The sequence below is a fragment of the Ensifer sp. R-19 genome (assembly GCF_049905105.1).
Classification (GTDB): domain Bacteria; phylum Pseudomonadota; class Alphaproteobacteria; order Rhizobiales; family Rhizobiaceae; genus Ensifer.
In genome coordinates this window covers 2,786,750-2,801,602 of the sequence record NZ_CP184569.1, presented here as the reverse complement: position 1 = coordinate 2,801,602, position 14,853 = coordinate 2,786,750, and the positions used below count along the sequence as shown (strand labels likewise).

The 14,853-nt window shown below is 60.2% G+C and carries 13 protein-coding genes; 3 read left to right on the top strand and 10 right to left on the bottom strand.

Annotated features, from left to right (window positions below):
• Positions 1–207: 207 nt before the first annotated feature.
• The gene (locus ACN9MO_RS13745) at positions 208–1,575 is read right to left on the bottom strand and encodes a hypothetical protein (RefSeq protein ID WP_425985232.1); all 1,368 of its coding nucleotides are present in this window, start codon (positions 1,573–1,575) and stop codon (positions 208–210) included.
• Positions 1,576–2,105: 530 nt separating this feature from the next.
• Entirely contained in the window at positions 2,106–2,303 is a 198-nt protein-coding gene (locus ACN9MO_RS13740; RefSeq protein ID WP_425985229.1) for a hypothetical protein, read from the bottom strand.
• A gap of 335 nt (positions 2,304–2,638) precedes the next feature.
• Here ACN9MO_RS13740 and ACN9MO_RS13735 point away from each other — a divergent pair.
• Positions 2,639–3,828, top strand: a protein-coding gene (locus tag ACN9MO_RS13735; protein ID WP_112994671.1) for an IS3 family transposase whose coding sequence is annotated in 2 segments (ribosomal slippage) — positions 2,639–2,891 and positions 2,891–3,828 — 1,191 coding nt in all. Because the reading frame shifts where the segments join, the coding sequence is not laid out codon by codon here.
• Positions 3,829–3,864: 36 nt separating this feature from the next.
• Here ACN9MO_RS13735 and ACN9MO_RS13730 read toward each other — a convergent pair.
• Positions 3,865–4,440, bottom strand: a complete 576-nt coding sequence (locus ACN9MO_RS13730) for a TetR/AcrR family transcriptional regulator (protein WP_113132150.1) — start codon at positions 4,438–4,440, stop codon at positions 3,865–3,867.
• Positions 4,441–4,536: 96 nt separating this feature from the next.
• Here ACN9MO_RS13730 and ACN9MO_RS13725 point away from each other — a divergent pair, with 96 nt between their 5' ends.
• Positions 4,537–5,325: an SDR family NAD(P)-dependent oxidoreductase gene (locus ACN9MO_RS13725; protein WP_113132151.1), complete on the top strand. Its 789-nt coding sequence runs from the start codon at positions 4,537–4,539 to the stop codon at positions 5,323–5,325.
• A gap of 256 nt (positions 5,326–5,581) precedes the next feature.
• Positions 5,582–6,511, top strand: a complete 930-nt coding sequence (locus ACN9MO_RS13720) for an aldo/keto reductase (protein ID WP_112994668.1) — start codon at positions 5,582–5,584, stop codon at positions 6,509–6,511.
• 79 nt (positions 6,512–6,590) lie between these two features.
• On the opposite strand, the gene ACN9MO_RS13715 is transcribed toward ACN9MO_RS13720, so the two are convergent.
• From ACN9MO_RS13715 to ACN9MO_RS13685, 7 genes are all read right to left on the bottom strand, one after another.
• A complete protein-coding gene (locus ACN9MO_RS13715) occupies positions 6,591–9,152 on the bottom strand; it encodes an FAD-dependent oxidoreductase (RefSeq protein ID WP_113132152.1) in 2,562 nt (853 codons plus the stop codon).
• A 319-nt stretch (positions 9,153–9,471) separates the two neighbouring features.
• Positions 9,472–9,849, bottom strand: a complete 378-nt coding sequence (locus ACN9MO_RS13710) for a cytochrome C oxidase subunit IV family protein (protein WP_057248974.1) — start codon at positions 9,847–9,849, stop codon at positions 9,472–9,474.
• Positions 9,850–9,858: 9 nt separating this feature from the next.
• Positions 9,859–10,581, bottom strand: coding sequence for a heme-copper oxidase subunit III family protein (locus ACN9MO_RS13705; protein WP_057248975.1), 723 nt, complete (start codon positions 10,579–10,581; stop codon positions 9,859–9,861).
• A 12-nt stretch (positions 10,582–10,593) separates the two neighbouring features.
• Complete coding sequence (locus ACN9MO_RS13700; RefSeq protein WP_112994666.1) at positions 10,594–11,298, bottom strand: cytochrome c oxidase subunit 3; 705 nt, start codon at positions 11,296–11,298, stop codon at positions 10,594–10,596.
• Positions 11,295–13,070, bottom strand: coding sequence for a cytochrome c oxidase subunit I (gene ctaD / locus ACN9MO_RS13695; protein ID WP_093235622.1), 1,776 nt, complete (start codon positions 13,068–13,070; stop codon positions 11,295–11,297). Before ctaD ends, ACN9MO_RS13700 begins: the two co-directional genes overlap by 4 nt.
• Positions 13,071–13,227: 157 nt before the next feature.
• Positions 13,228–14,070, bottom strand: coding sequence for a cytochrome c oxidase subunit II (locus ACN9MO_RS13690; RefSeq protein WP_112994665.1), 843 nt, complete (start codon positions 14,068–14,070; stop codon positions 13,228–13,230).
• A gap of 241 nt (positions 14,071–14,311) precedes the next feature.
• Complete coding sequence (locus ACN9MO_RS13685; protein ID WP_058320726.1) at positions 14,312–14,698, bottom strand: c-type cytochrome; 387 nt, start codon at positions 14,696–14,698, stop codon at positions 14,312–14,314.
• Between the last annotated feature and the right edge of the window lie 155 nt (positions 14,699–14,853).

Below are 14,853 nucleotides of genomic sequence, written 5' to 3'. Positions count from 1 at the left end.
GAAAGAGGGATTCGATAAAGAAACGCGAGTTGCGATTTCAGATGGCAAACTCGTTTATTCGCGCGAACTTTGAAGGGGATGACGGTGGTGGAGTTGAAAGATGCGATCAAGCGATTGGTCGTGTAACGCGCGACCGGCGGGAATGAGTTCAGCACTCGGTGGTCGCAAGTGGAGTTTCCTGGCGGCTGACAATTAGGCCAACTGCCTTCATGCTTTGCTGCGGTCAACAGCGAAGCTTATTGTTTCACTCATCTTGCCAAGAGCGCCGTCCTTACGAAATCGCCTACCTGATATTGTAAACATAACACGTTCGTCAGTGGAGGAGAGCGAAACTGATTCCGCCGAAACACGAACGAGCGCACCATTCTGCTGTGCGGCAACGATGTCGCCTAACTTTACGCCGAGTACCGCTTGCGCCAACTGTGATCGCTCGGCCTCGATCTCCTGTTCCCAGCGTTCCAGATCTGTCTGGATATGGGCAAACGCTTCGCGGGCAGCCTGAAACGGCCGGTCAGCCCCAAACCAAATTCGATCAGCCATTGCCAAGATCTCGTTTGGAACTGACCTGTCCATCGCATAGGCAGCATTCGTGATCATTTCGTGGACGCGTTCAGCTTCATCGAGTGCCTGTAAACGTGACTGGTACGGTTTGATTTTCGCCTCGGGAATGGCTGGAGGCAGAAGCTTGCTCTCTTCCCCATCGAGAAAGTCGATTGGCATGACGTCACGCAATTTGATTTTGTTCGTCGAGTGCCGTTCTGGAGGGTTGTCCTCGCGCCACGATGGCCGATACCATTCGATCCAAGCGGCATCCGGCGATATGCATAGGTAGCTACTCAGAATGAAGTCTGATTCCGGTTGGTAGAGATGGGTGCTCGACCATGCGTGATCTGCGGCCGACAGTGGCTGCGCCACGTAACTGAGATCTTGATTCCGGGCGATCGCGGCGATCGCCGCGATTCTCGCCTGTAGTTCTGCCGTCCATCGAACGAATACGAGCGGACCTGCCGCCGAGAAGGAATGGCGTTTGCCTTCTGTCTCGAAGGCCAGCAACTGTGGACGGGCAAGCGGCATCAATCGCTCGACGAGTTTTCCGATGCTTGCCCTGACCGACGTCCCCCAGTTGACGGCAACCCGACCACTCTCCGCCCACTTTTGTGCTTGCCCCTGAATCAAAAGTAGCACCTGTGCGGCGACATCCTGATTGAGGGTCGAGATATGCTTCATGCGCGAAGTATCGGCCGAGTGGTCGACGCCGCGTTTGCGAAGTTCGTCGAGTGCAGCATTCAGGAATTTCGATTGAAGTTCCGTGAAATGTCCGGCTGTTCGGGCTTGTATTTTGCTTTTGCGTTGCGCTTCCAGTTCCTCTCGAAAGGCCTTCAAAGCCGGGCGCCGCGGCGTCTGACCTGCTTCCACGCGCGCCCAATAACCGCGAGGAGGCTTTGGAACTTGCATTTTCTCACAAAGCTTACCGACTGCGACGTCGGAGACGCCGAGTTCGATTGCAATCTCGCTGGTTGGGCGCTCCCATACCAATGCGAAGAGTTCTTCTCTCGACATCTCGCCCTTAGCCATTCGAAAATCCTACCAATCAAACTTTCGGATGGCAGCGGGCGCCTTCCCTGGGACCACGAACTCGTATGATTCGCACTACCGGCATAGGCCATCCAATACTAGCATCGCCTCATCCAGGGTCTTTATGCCGAGTCGGGCGATCGGCCTGGTTACAAACTGCGTGTATCCAGACAGGTTGCTGTTCGTATGGTCGAACTCTATGCCAATAGCCCGACGGCCACGCTTGCTTTCCCAAACTTCAAGATGCGCTCTCCGGCTTGTGTCGCGGGCGCTTGGCACTTCAGTGAAATCGCGGCGCAGGCGGGCACGCAAAGCGCCCTTAAGGTTCTCGATCTCGGTCTCAGACATATCGATCCGTTCTTTAGCGTGACTAGGAGAGAGTTAGGGTAAGGGTAAGGGTAAGGGTAAGGGTAAGGGTAAGGGTAAGGTGATAGGCGGAGCGTCCCGGCAAAGTCTGCCGAGGGGTGTCAACCAGAATATGTATTTTATGTGTGCCCCATGCCCTAGGGAGCATGGCAACGCGAACGATTCTACTCATTTTGCGCTGCTTTCCCAGCTTCATCCTCGGCATCAATGAGCCTATCATACGGCTCCATAAGCTCGCGAAAATCCTCCGGCTTGATGACGAGGTACTGGTTGCCATTCGGCCAAGCGACCCACTGCCCCTTGTTCAGCATAGCCATGAGGGCGTCGTACATCCCCAGCTTTGCTTCTACGACTTTATTCAATGTCTACTCCTTGGCACCACGGAGTTGCCATCCCGCCACCAGCTAATAATCCGAGGCGCTCGGTGGCACCGAGCACGACCGGGTCTTATTCTGCACAATGGTCTGTTGTGGTGTAAGCGGAAACTGTCAGCGCTCGGACGGCTTGAGGCTGAGATTTTACAAGTCTCCGTGGACTCAGGCCCCCGCAACCAAACATCCAAAAAGCCCGCGCGGAGAAATCCGCCGGGCTTTTGGCGTTCTAGCGCTACCCGGAGAGAACGGGCGAGGGCACGTGACCTGCCCCTGAGAATTCCCTCCAGAATGGATTAGAGTCCGGCCTATTAAAGGACGGACGAATGAAGAAGCAGCGATTTACGGAAGAGCAGATTATTGCGGTGCTGAAGGAGCAGGAGGCTGGCGCGAAGGTGGCCGACCTCTGCCGCAAGCACGGAATTTCAGAAGCAACGTTTTATAACTGGAAAGCCAAGTACGGCGGCATGGAGGTCTCCGAGGCGAAGCGGTTGAAGGCGCTTGAGGACGAGAATATCAGGCTAAAGAAACTGCTGGCCGAGCAGATGCTGGATGCAGCCGCACTCCGCGAGCTTCTTGCAAAAAAATGGTAGGGCCTGCCGCCAAGCGTGAAGCCGTCACGCATCTGAAGGCCGTCATGGGTCTTTCGGAGCGTCGGGCCTGTCAGATCATATCCGCCGACCGCAAGACGATCCGTTATCGGTCCCGTCGACCGCCGGAGGTCGATCTGCGAGCGAAGCTGCGCGACCTGGCCAACCAGCGGCGGCGTTTCGGCTACCGTCGCCTGTTCATCCTGCTTCGGCGAGATGGAGAGCGGTCGGGCGTCAATCGCATCTACCGTCTTTATCGCGAGGAAGGGCTTTCCGTTCGCAAGCGAAAAGCCCGGCGGCGTGCTGTCGGCATGCGTGCACCGATCCTGGTCGAAGCGAAGGCCAATGCCCGCTGGTCGCTGGATTTCGTCCACGACCAGTTCGCCTGCGGCAGGCGATTCCGGGTCCTCAATGTCGTTGATGACGTGACGCGCGAATGCCTGGCAGCGATCCCGGACACGTCTATCTCTGGTCGACGTGTCGCCCGAGAACTGACGACGCTGATCGAACGGCGAGGCAAACCCGGAATGATCGTCTCCGACAATGGCACCGAACTCACCTCGAATGCCATCCTTGCCTGGTCGAAGGATCACAAGATCGAGTGGCACCACATCGCGCCGGGAAAGCCGATGCAAAACGGCTATGTCGAGAGTTTCAACGGTCGGATGCGCGACGAGTTGCTCAACGAGAGCCTGTTCTTCGGCCTCGATCATGCCCGCAGCGCCATTGCTGACTGGGCTGCCGACTATAACCATTTCCGGCCACACTCGTCGCTCGGATACCAAACCCCGGCAGGCTACGCCGGGATCATCGCCGCAACCGGCTCCAACGCTGCGCAAGATGAAAGCTTCGCGTTTCCGCCGGTTGCTCCCGCCGCGCCATTTGGCGTATTCAAACCCGCCGAGACTCTAATCGCCGCCGGATGAAACTTTGGTGGCAGGTCACACGAAGCACAGCGAATATCAGGCGACGTCGGCGGCCTTGGCCCCTTCGCCATCCTCCGCCAAAAGCCAGCCGCGCGTCGCCTCGAGGATCTCGTTCGACATGGCCGGATCGTCGGTCATCCTGGCCAGGATCAGCGCGCCGATCATGCTCGCCGAATTGCCGATCGCGGCACGGCGCCGCTGCTCTTCGTCCAAGCCCGGCGCTATTTTACCCAGGCGCTCGAACTGACGTTTGAGAAACGCTGTCATTTCCGTGCGTGCTCCCTGGGGTTGCCGGCTCACTTCCGACGCCAGGGCGGCAAGCGGGCAGCCATGTGCGAAATCGTCTCGATGCTCCGCTGAAAGATAGCGCTGTGCGACGGCGGCCAAGTCCGTCGACTTTGGCTCGGCTTCTCCCCGGAGTCCGGCCAGGGTCTGGGCAATCAGATCATCCTTGGACTTGAAGTAGCCGTAGAAGCCGCCGTGGGTGAGCCCGGCCGACTTCATCACATCCGTCACTGTGACGGACTCGAAACCACGCTCCCGGAACAGCCGACCAGCCGCCTCCAGAATGGTTCGCTTGTTGTCTTCGACCTGCTGTCGGCTCACGCGCATCACCGTCTCCTAAATTTCGATTGACATTATACATGATGGCTGTCATATATCCAAATACATGATTACTATCATGAATAAATCAAAGGAGCACACCCGATGAGCAAGAAGCCTGCAGTCCTCGTAACCGGTGCTTCCACCGGTATCGGCGCCGTCTATGCGGAGCGATTTGCGCGCCGCGGTCACGATCTCATTCTGGTCGCACGCAATGCGGTGCGCATGGCAGAGACTGCCGAGCGGCTGCGGAGCGAAACCGGCGTGAATGTCGACGTTGTGCCCGCCGACCTGACGGACGAGCAGGATTTGGCCAAGGTCGAGCAGCGCCTGCGCGAGGATGAGCGCATTGGTGTTCTGGTCAACAATGCCGGCACATCGATCCCGCGCGGCTTCCTTCAGCAAAAGGGCGAGGACATTTCGAAGCTCATCTCGCTCAATATTACTGCCGTCACCAGGCTGGCCCATGCCGTAGCGCCGCGTTTTGCCGAGAGGGGTGAGGGGGCGATCGTCAACATCGCTTCCGTCGTCGGCCTTGCGCCGGAGATGGGTGCTACTGTCTATGGTGCGACGAAGGCCTTCGTGCTGTTCCTTTCCCAGGGGCTGAACGTCGAGCTGGCGCCCAAGGGCGTCTATGTGCAGGCGGTGCTGCCGGCTGCGACGCGCACCGAGATCTGGGATCATGCGGGCGTCGATGTCGAAACGCTTGCGGGCGTGATGGAGGCCGGCGATCTCGTCGATGCGGCACTAGTCGGCTTTGATCGCCGCGAGTTGGTGACGATCCCGCCGCTGCCGGACGCCGGCCAGTGGCATACGTTCGACGCCGCGCGCCAGGCGATGCTGCCGAATTTCGCACAATCCGAGCCGGCTGAGCGTTATCGGTCGGCTGCCTGATCAAACCGCTGGTCGTGGGCCGGGCGATCCTGTCGGCTCCCACGACAATAGGACAACAGCAAAGCGCTAGCGGGCAACCCGGCGCATTGCTCGTCTTCGCTACTCGCTTCGCACGATCGTCAACAATGCCCGAGGCGTTTGCCAAGCGCCCTCGGGCTGGTAGAGATTGAGGATCAAAGATTCGCTTCCGCAGCCAGTTGCGCCTGCGGGCGGAAATCCTCCTTCGAAACAATGTTGACGGTGCGAGCGTAATCCGATGAAAAAATTCAATCTGGGAACAACCGACCTCTCCGTTTCATCCGCCGTTCTCGGCCTGATGCGGATCGCCGATCTCAGTGATGACGCCATTGCCCGGCTCTATGGCAAGGCGCGGGACGTCGGCATCAACGTCTTCGATCACGCCGACATTTATGGCGGCGAACTGCATGCCTGCGAGCGTCGGTTCGGCGATGCGTTGCGGCTGAAGCCTGCCGAGCGTGAACAGATCGTTATCCAGAGCAAGTGCGGTATCCGGCGCGGCTATTTCGATTTCTCCCGCGACCATATCCTCCAGTCCGTCGACCGCTCACTTGCGGCGCTGAAGACCGACTATCTCGATCTTCTGCTGCTGCATCGCCCAGATGCCCTGGTGGAGCCGGAGGAAGTGGCTGACGCCTTCGACAAGCTGCAGGCGGGCGGCAAGGTCAGGCATTTCGGCGTGTCGAACCACACGCCACGGCAGATCGATCTCCTGAAGACGGCCGTTCGCCAGCCGCTCGTCGCCAATCAGATCCAGCTGAGCATTGCCCACGCCCCCTCGGTCGCGTTTGGGATTGCCGCGAACATGGCGGGTCTCGAGCAGTCGATCGACCGCGACGGCGAGGTGGTCGTCTATTCGCGGATCAACCGCATGACGCTGCAGGCCTGGTCACCGTTCCAGCAGGGCTTTTTCGGCGGTGTCTTCGTCGGCGACGAGACGAATTTTCCCGAACTCAACCGGGTGCTCGACGAACTCTCCGGCAAATATGCGGTGTCGCCGTCGGCGATTGCCTATGCCTGGATCGCGCGGCATCCGGCCAATATCCAGGTGGTCCTGGGAACGACGAGCCCGGAACGGCTGGCAGACATCGCGCCCGGCGCGGATATCACGCTGTCGCGCGAAGACTGGTACCGCCTCTTTACTGCGGCCGGGCACGTGCTGCCCTGACGGCAATCTGGGTAGACATACAAAAGGCCCGCTCGGATGTGAGCGGGCCTTTTCGTTTTTGGTGTCTGGTGCCGATCGATCAGGTGCGCGGCTTCAGGTTCTCGGGGTCGTAGAGCGGCTTGTAGCCGATACCGACGACTTCGACCGGATAGGTCTCGGCGAAGTATTCGACGTTCAACTTGCGGCCGACCTGGCAATGGGACCAGGGCAGATAGGCAAGCGCGATGTTCTTGCCGATCGTCGGCCCGAAGGCGATCGAGGTGGTGTAGGAACGGCGGCCGAGTTCGTCGACCAACACCGCGCCGGTTTCCGGGTCCATGACCGGCAGGCTGCCGACCGGGTATCGCTTCACGCCGTTTCTATCGGTGTTCTCCGTCAGAACGAGCGTGCAGAGCATGGCGGGCTGGTGTTCGCGTGCCTTGTATTCGAGGTGCTTGGCCTTGCCGCGGAAATCGACGTCCTTGACCTTCGGACGGGCAAGATCGGCCTCGATCAGGTTGTACTGGGTGAGAAGATCGGCGTTCTGCAGGCGCAGGCTCTTTTCCATGCGGCGCGAGTTGGCATAGGTCTCGACGCCGAAGGCCATGACGCCGGTTGCGCGCAGCGCGTCCCAGACGGCAAGGCCGTCCTCGTACTTCATATGCAGTTCCCAGCCCTGCTCGCCGACATAGGAGATGCGGAAGGCGGTGACTTTTTTGCCGGCGATTTCGATCGGCTTGATGGCGGCGAAGGCGAAGTTCTCGATATCGAGGCCAGCCGGATCGGCAACCACCTTCTTCAGCGTCTCGCGAGCGTTGGGCCCCCAGATGCCGATGGTGATGAACTTTTCCGAAACGTCGGTGATGGTGACGTCAAGGCCTCGGTCTTCGGCGACACGGCGCATGTACTGGAAGTCGCGCGGGCCGGCATCGGCGCCGTTCACGAGGCGGCAGCGGTCAGCCATGCGGAAGACGGTGAAGTCGGCCCGCACCATACCCTCGTCGTCGAGGAAGTGGGTGTAGATGCCCTTGCCGATGTTGCCGTCGCCGCCGACCTTGGCGGCGCAAAGCCATTCGAGAAGCTCGACATGATCAGGGCCTTCGATGTCGACCATATGGAAATGCGAGAGATTGACGATGCCGCAATCCTCGCTCATCGCCAGATGTTCGGCGTTGGACACGCGCCAGAAATGGCGGCTGTCCCACTCGTTCTCGCGCACCGGAACGCGGTCGCCGTATTTTTCGAGAAGATGTTCGTTGGCGGCGTAGCCGTGGGCGCGCTCCCAGCCGCCGAGTTCCATGAAGTAGCCGCCGAGCTCCTTCTCGCGCTCGTAGAAGGGCGAGCGCTTGACGTTGCGGCCGCTCGCATAGGGTTCGCGCGTGTGCACGGCGGGGTAATAGATCTTCTGCGCCGCCTCGAAGCAACGGCCCTCGATGAACTTCTCTTCCAGCTGGTGCGGGTAGAAGCGGGAATAGTCGATCGAGGCATGGTCGATCTCGGTGCGCCCGTCGGTCATCCAGTCGGCGATCAGCTTGCCGTAGCCGGGGCCGTCCTTCACCCAGATGGCGACGCAGTACCAGAGGCCGCGCACCTTCTGGCTCTCGCCGCAGGAGGGGCCGCCGGCGGCCGATACCTGAAGCAAGCCGTTGAACGAGTGGCTCTCGTTATAGCCAAGCTCGCCGAGGATCGGCGTCAGCTCCATGGCGCGCTCGAGCGGCTCGATGATCTGCTCCATCTCGAGGTCGCGCTGTGACGGCGACAGGCGCGCTTCGTGCTTTTCGAGAATATGCCGGGGATGGCAGAGGCGCGGATTGGTGGTCTCGTAATAACCCCACTCGATCTGGCCGCCTTCGGTGGTCTTCGGGTCGCCGGTGTCGCGCATATAGGCCGAGTTGCCCTGGTCGCGCAGCAGCGGGAAGCCGATCTCCTTGCCGGTGCCTTCGAATTCGTTATACGGGCCGAAGAAGGTGAGCGGATGGTCGACCGGCATGACCGGCAGATCCTCGCCGACCATTTCGGCGATCAGGCGGCCCCAGATGCCAGAGCAGACGATGACGTGGTCGGCCATGATCGTGCCGCGGTGGGTGACGACGCCCTTGATGCGGCCGTTCTCGACGATAAGCGACTTTGCTGGCGTGTTGCCGTAGACCTGCAGCTTGCCGGACTTTTCGGCCGCATCGACCAGCTTGCCAGCAACCGTCTGCGAGCGCGGGATGACGAGGCCGGCATCCGGGTCGAACATGCCGCCCATCACCTGATCCTCTTCGATCAGAGGGAACATCTTCTTGATTTCGGCCGGCGAGACATAGTGTGCGCGGGTGCCGAAGGCCTTGGCGGAAGAAAGCTTGCGCTTGATCTCCTCCATCCAGACATCATCGCCGGTGCGGGCGACTTCCAGGCCGCCGATGCGGGCGTAGTGGCCCATCTTCTCGAAGAAATCGATCGAATACTGCGTCGTCCAGACCGAAAGATAATCGTGGCTGGTGGTGTAGCAGAAGTCCGAGGCATGCGCGGTCGAGCCGATATCGGTCGGCACGCCTGACTTGTCGATGCCGACGATATCGTCCCAGCCGCGCTCGATCAGGTGGTGCGCGATCGAGGCACCCACTATGCCACCCAGCCCGATGATTACGACTTTCGCCTTTTGCGGAAACTCTGCCATTGATTGCGACCCTAGTTGGATTGGATGCCGGATTTTAGGGCGTGAGACGCGCCGACTAGAGCCTGTCTACGACATAATCATCAAACTGCACGACCAGAGCCGAGCAATCTGTGGATCGTAGAACGAGAGCTAGCGGGACGGTCATGCCACTGATTTCGTGAGAAAAAGCGTCGAAGAGCATCGAAGCGATTTCTCTTAGCATACAGAAGACGCGGGCGCATTCGAATGCGTCATCGCATGGGGCACGAATGTCGGTTTTGCGGCGACGCCACGATGCAGGCGATCTGCGACATCGTGCGGGCGGCTTGCTGCTTCACGATCACGGTGCCGCGCCGAAGAAGGCAAGGCGGGTGAAGAGCACGTAGTGCGATTCCGAGACCATCAGAGCGACGAAGACCAGCACCAGCAGCGGTGGCAGCAGGATCGCGTAGATCAGCGCCAGCCGCTCCCAGGCCATGTGCATGAAGATCGCGACGATGAGGCCGGCCTTCAGCACCATGAAGAGCAGGATCAGCGACCACCTGAGATAGCCCTGCAGCCCGACATAGTCGACGAGATAGGAGAAGGTGCTGAGCACGAACAGCAGCACCCAGACGACCAGGTAGAGGCCGATCGGATGCTGCTGGTGTTGTTCATGCGCCGGTGCCCGCGACCCTGCCTGCGGTATCGTGTCGGTGTGTGCCGTCGTTTCGGTCATGGCCATGCCTCACCACAGATAGAAGAATGCGAAGATGAAGACCCAGACGAGGTCGACGAAGTGCCAATAGAGGCCGGTGATCTCGACGATCTCGTATTGCCCCTTGCGGCTCGTGAAGAAGCCGCGCCTGCCGGTGTCGAAGTCGCCGCGCCAGACCTTGCGGGCGATGATCAGCAGGAAGATGACGCCAATCGTGACGTGTGTGCCGTGGAAGCCGGTAATCATGAAGAAGGTCGAGCCGAATTGGGCAGCACCCCAAGGGTTGCCCCAGGGGCGTACGCCCTCAGTGATCAGCTTGGTCCACTCGAAGGCCTGCATGCCGACGAAGGTGGCGCCGAAGAGCGCCGTCACCACCATGAGCAAAGCGGTTTTCCTTCGATCCTGGCGGTAGCCGAAGTTGACGGCCATGGCCATTGTGCCGCTCGAGGTGATCAGCACGAAGGTCATGATGGCGATCAGGATCAGCGGCACGTCGGAACCGCCGATGTGCAGCGCGAAGACCTCGCTCGGATTGGGCCACGGAACGGCCGTCGACATGCGCGCAGACATGTAGGCGATGAGGAAACAACCGAAGATGAAGGTGTCGCTGAGGAGGAAGATCCACATCATCGCCTTGCCCCAGGAGACGTTCTTGAACGTCCTTTGATCCGAAGCCCAGTCGGCGGCGAAACCGGCAAGTCCCGCCGGGCGGTGGAGCGGTTCTCGGACAGGCGAATGTGTCTCGACGGACATCCTTTGGCTCCCTCAAGTCAAGAGTTGCCGGCAGAGCTCGACGAAGTCGTTGGCCCAGCCGGAAAAGAGCGCGAAAAGCACCAGCCAAACGGCCAGCATGAAATGCCAATAGGTGGCGCAGAGCGTGATCGACAGCACGGCCCTCTCGTCCATCGGGCCGGCGCGCGTTCTCACGATCACTCGGGTGAGCGCGAAAAGGCCGCCGAGGATGTGCAGGCCATGCATGCCTGATATCATGTAGAAGAAGCTGTTGGCCGGGTTATCGGCGATGAGAAAGCCGGCATCGGTCAGTTCGCGCCAGGCGAAGACCTGGCCCGCGAGGAAGGCGAGCCCCACGGCAAGCGCGGCGATCAGGGCCGTGCGGCTTGCCTCGTCATGATGGCGCTCCGCGGTGACGCGCGCCGCATGCAGAAGCAGGCTGCCGAGCCCGAGGATGGCGGTGTTCAGCCAGAGGACTTTCGGCATTGGCGTCGACCACCAGTCGGTGGATACCATGCGCATGAAATAGGCGCTGATGAAAAGCGAGAAGAGCGCGGCGACGACGGCGAGGAAGACGCCGAGGCCGATTTTTGCGGGTGGGATCGAAGGACGACCATCTGGACGCGGGTCAAACGCGTGACCGATCTCCAGCCAGGGTTTTGAGAAGAGCCGCTGCCGGCTGAGCCACCAGCCGGCGATTGTGAGAATCACGGCCAGTAGGATCAAGGTGACATTCATGAGGCACCCTCCGGCGCATGACCTGCGGAGCCCGGCTGGTTCTGCGGAATGAAATCCTCGGCCGCTCCCGGCACGCTGTAGTCATAGGGCCAGCGGTAGACGACCGGCAGTTCCTTCCAGTTGCCGTGGCGCGGCGGCGTCTCCGGTGTCTGCCATTCGAGCGTTGTTGCCCGCCAGGGATTGCCGCCGGCCTCACGACCATGGCGAATGCTCCAGATGAGATTGAAGAGGAAGAGGAGCTGAGCGGCGCCGACGACCAGCGCCATGATGGTGATGAACTCGTTGAGCGTATGGGCAGAGGCCGGGACGAAGGCGGTTTCGCCCATTTCATAATAGCGCCGCGGCATGCCGATGAGGCCGAGATAGTGCATCGGGAAGAAAATCAGATAGGCACCGACGAAGGTGACCCAAAAATGGATCTGGCCCATCACCTCGTTGAGCATGCGGCCGGTGATCTTCGGATACCAGTGATAGATCGCGCCGAAGATGACGAGGATCGGGGCCACGCCCATGACCATATGGAAATGCGCGACGACGAACATCGTGTCGGAGAGCGGCACGTCGACGACGACGTTGCCGAGGAAGAGGCCGGTCAGCCCGCCATTGACGAAGGTGACGATGAAGGCGAGCGCAAACAGCATCGGCAGCGTCAGGTGGATATCGCCGCGCCAGAGCGTCAGCACCCAGTTGTAGACCTTGATCGCCGTTGGCACGGCGATGATTAGCGTGGTCGTCGCGAAGAAGAAACCGAAATAGGGGTTCATGCCGCTGACATACATGTGGTGCGCCCAGACGATGAAGGAAAGCGCGCCGATGATGACGATCGCCCAGACCATCATGCGGTAGCCGAAGATGTTCTTGCGGGCATGGGTGCTGATGAGATCGGAGACGATGCCGAAGGCAGGCAGCGCGACGATATAGACCTCCGGGTGGCCGAAGAACCAGAAGAGGTGCTGGAACAGGATCGGGCTGCCGCCGCCGTGCTGCAGCTGCTCGCCCATCTCGACGATCGCCGGCATGAAGAAGCTGGTGCCGAGCACCCGGTCGAACAGCATCATGACGCAGGCGACGAAGAGGGCGGGGAAGGCAAGCAGCGCCATGACCGTCGCGGTGAAGATGCCCCAGACGGTGAGCGGCATGCGCATCAGCGTCATGCCGCGGGTGCGCCCCTGCAGCACGGTGACGACATAGTTGAGGCCGCCCATGGTGAAGCCGATGATGAAGAGGATGAGCGAGGAGAGCATCAATATGATGCCCCAGTCCTTGCCGCCGGGCGTGCCAGAGAGAACCGCCTGGGGCGGGTAGAGCGTCCAGCCGGCTCCGGTCGGGCCTCCGGGGGCGAAGAAGCTTGCGACGAGCACGAGCACCGCGAGCAGATAGAGCCAGTAGCTCAGCATGTTGGCATAGGGGAAGACCATGTCGCGTGCGCCGAGCATCAGCGGGATCAGGTAATTGCCGAAGCCACCAAGGAAGAGGGCTGTCAGCAGGTAGATCACCATGATCATGCCGTGCATGGTGATGAACTGGTAGTAGCGCTCGGCGTCGATGAAGGCGAAGGCGCCGGGAAAGCCGAGCTGCAGCCGCATCAGCCAGGAGAGCACCAGGGCGACCATGCCGATCGCGATCGCGGTCGAGGCATATTGCACGGCGATGATCTTGGCATCCTGGCTGAAGACGTAGCGCGTCCACCAGCTATGGGGATGATAAAGCTCGACGTCCTCCACTTCCGCGGGGCCTATCGGTTCGCCCGTGCTATGCCGGATGTCGACCATCTGCGAGAACCTCCCAACACCGGATCATTTCGATCCAACGCTTTGAACCACGCAATTCCGGACGATTAACCGTGGAATTGCTTTCGCTCACAAGCGGGATGCGAGCGGAAAACCGCAAGCACTTTTCCTCATCCCGCTTTGGCCGTCGGGGCGCTTCTTACTGCGCCGGGGCGGCATTTCCTGCCTGCGCCGTTTCTTTCGTCCCTGCCTTTGCCTGCAATTGCGAGAAGGTCTGCTGGCTCGAAAGCCAGGTCTGGTAGTCGGCCGCACTGTCGACGATGACGGTGCCGCGCATCTGTGGGTGGCCGACGCCGCAGAGTTCGGCGCAAAGAACCTCGAACGTGCCAGTGCGTGTCGGCGTCAGCCAGAAGTAGGTGACCATGCCCGGCACCATGTCCATCTTGGCGCGGAACTCCGGCACGTAGAAATCATGCAGAACGTCGACCGAGCGCAACAGGATCTTGACCGGCTTGCCGATTTCGAGATGCAGCTCACCGCCTTCGATGACGTAATCGTCAAGCGCCGCTGCGTCATTGCGATTGAGGCCGAGCGAATTTTCCGGGGTGATGTCGCGGGTCTCGGAGGTGCCGAGCTTGCCGTCCGCGCCTGGGAGCCGGAAGCTCCACAACCACTGCTGGCCGACGACCTCGACCTCCGTTGCGCCATCCGGCACGGTCACGAACTGGTGCCAGACGAAGAGGCCGGGGGTCAGCATGGCGGCGACCCCGAGCGTCGTGCCGCCGGCAAGCCACCCTTCGAGCTTCCTGTTTTCCGGTTCATAGGCCGCTCGGTTTCCCGGGCGATGCCGAAAACGCAGGACGCAATAGGCCATGAAAAGCACCACGGCGACGAAAACGACGCCAGTAATCCAGAAGGTGATGATGAGCGTATTGTCTATGTAATTCCAGTTGGACGCGATCGGCGTCCACCACCACGGGCTCAACAGATGGAACAACACCGACCCAACGGCCAACAAAACCAGAATAACTACCACGGCCATTTCTGTCCCTCCTCGCCGCTGGCGGCTGTGGGCATGAATACGCAATCCGTAGAGCCAGCTGCATGTTTCCTTTGATCGTCTCCGATTAAAGGACAAAAACATGCAGGAATTCAAAGTTCTACAGCGACCTTTGCGCGTCTGATACGACGCGCGGCGCTGTACCTGCAATTATTGCACGAACGTCGAATAGTCGCAATTCGCCGTCTCCGTGCGGACGGCGCTTGCCTTTAGTCTTTTCAGCCTACTGCGAATACTGCTTGAGGTAGGCAATGAGGTTGGAGATATCCGTGTCGTCCTTCAGCCCGGCAAAGGCCATTTTCGTGCCTTTCACCTTGGTCTTTGGATTGTGCAGATAGTCGCGCAGATGCGCCTCGTCCCAGACGAGCCCACCCTTGCCGGCATCGATCATCGCCGGCGAGTAGCTGAAGTCGGCGTGGGTGCCGGCCGTTCGCCCGAACAGATGGTTGAGTGATGGTCCAACCTTGTTGGTATCGCTGTCGGCAACATGACAGACAGCGCATTTCTTGAAGACGGTGGCTCCGGCTGCGGCATCGCCCTCTTGCGCGAGGGTTGCGAACGGACAGAGCATCGTTGTCGAAAAGGCAAGGGCAACAACAAGAATTCGCATGACACTTCCTCAAAATCGCCGGGCGCAGGCAAGGAAGGCTATCGTCAATCTGTCGTTTTGGCGGTGCTTGCTTCTCTTAAGTTGGCGCCACGGCGGTTGATACTTGCGACAGGACGACCGTACGCCTCGCCTTGTGGAAGTCAACCGGCGCAGCC

Excerpts from the sequence above, each read along its gene's own strand:
- ACN9MO_RS13745 (WP_425985232.1), bottom strand. The coding sequence starts at position 1,575 with ATGGCTAAGGGCGAGATGTCGAGAGAAGAACTCTTCGCATTGGTATGG.
- ACN9MO_RS13730 (WP_113132150.1), bottom strand. The coding sequence starts at position 4,440 with ATGCGCGTGAGCCGACAGCAGGTCGAAGACAACAAGCGAACCATTCTG.
- ACN9MO_RS13725 (WP_113132151.1), top strand. The coding sequence starts at position 4,537 with ATGAGCAAGAAGCCTGCAGTCCTCGTAACCGGTGCTTCCACCGGTATC.
- ACN9MO_RS13720 (WP_112994668.1), top strand. The coding sequence starts at position 5,582 with ATGAAAAAATTCAATCTGGGAACAACCGACCTCTCCGTTTCATCCGCC.
- ACN9MO_RS13715 (WP_113132152.1), bottom strand. The coding sequence starts at position 9,152 with ATGGCAGAGTTTCCGCAAAAGGCGAAAGTCGTAATCATCGGGCTGGGT.
- ACN9MO_RS13710 (WP_057248974.1), bottom strand. The coding sequence starts at position 9,849 with ATGACCGAAACGACGGCACACACCGACACGATACCGCAGGCAGGGTCG.
- ACN9MO_RS13705 (WP_057248975.1), bottom strand. The coding sequence starts at position 10,581 with ATGTCCGTCGAGACACATTCGCCTGTCCGAGAACCGCTCCACCGCCCG.
- ACN9MO_RS13700 (WP_112994666.1), bottom strand. The coding sequence starts at position 11,298 with ATGAATGTCACCTTGATCCTACTGGCCGTGATTCTCACAATCGCCGGC.
- ctaD (WP_093235622.1), bottom strand. The coding sequence starts at position 13,070 with ATGGTCGACATCCGGCATAGCACGGGCGAACCGATAGGCCCCGCGGAA.
- ACN9MO_RS13690 (WP_112994665.1), bottom strand. The coding sequence starts at position 14,070 with ATGGCCGTGGTAGTTATTCTGGTTTTGTTGGCCGTTGGGTCGGTGTTG.
- ACN9MO_RS13685 (WP_058320726.1), bottom strand. The coding sequence starts at position 14,698 with ATGCGAATTCTTGTTGTTGCCCTTGCCTTTTCGACAACGATGCTCTGT.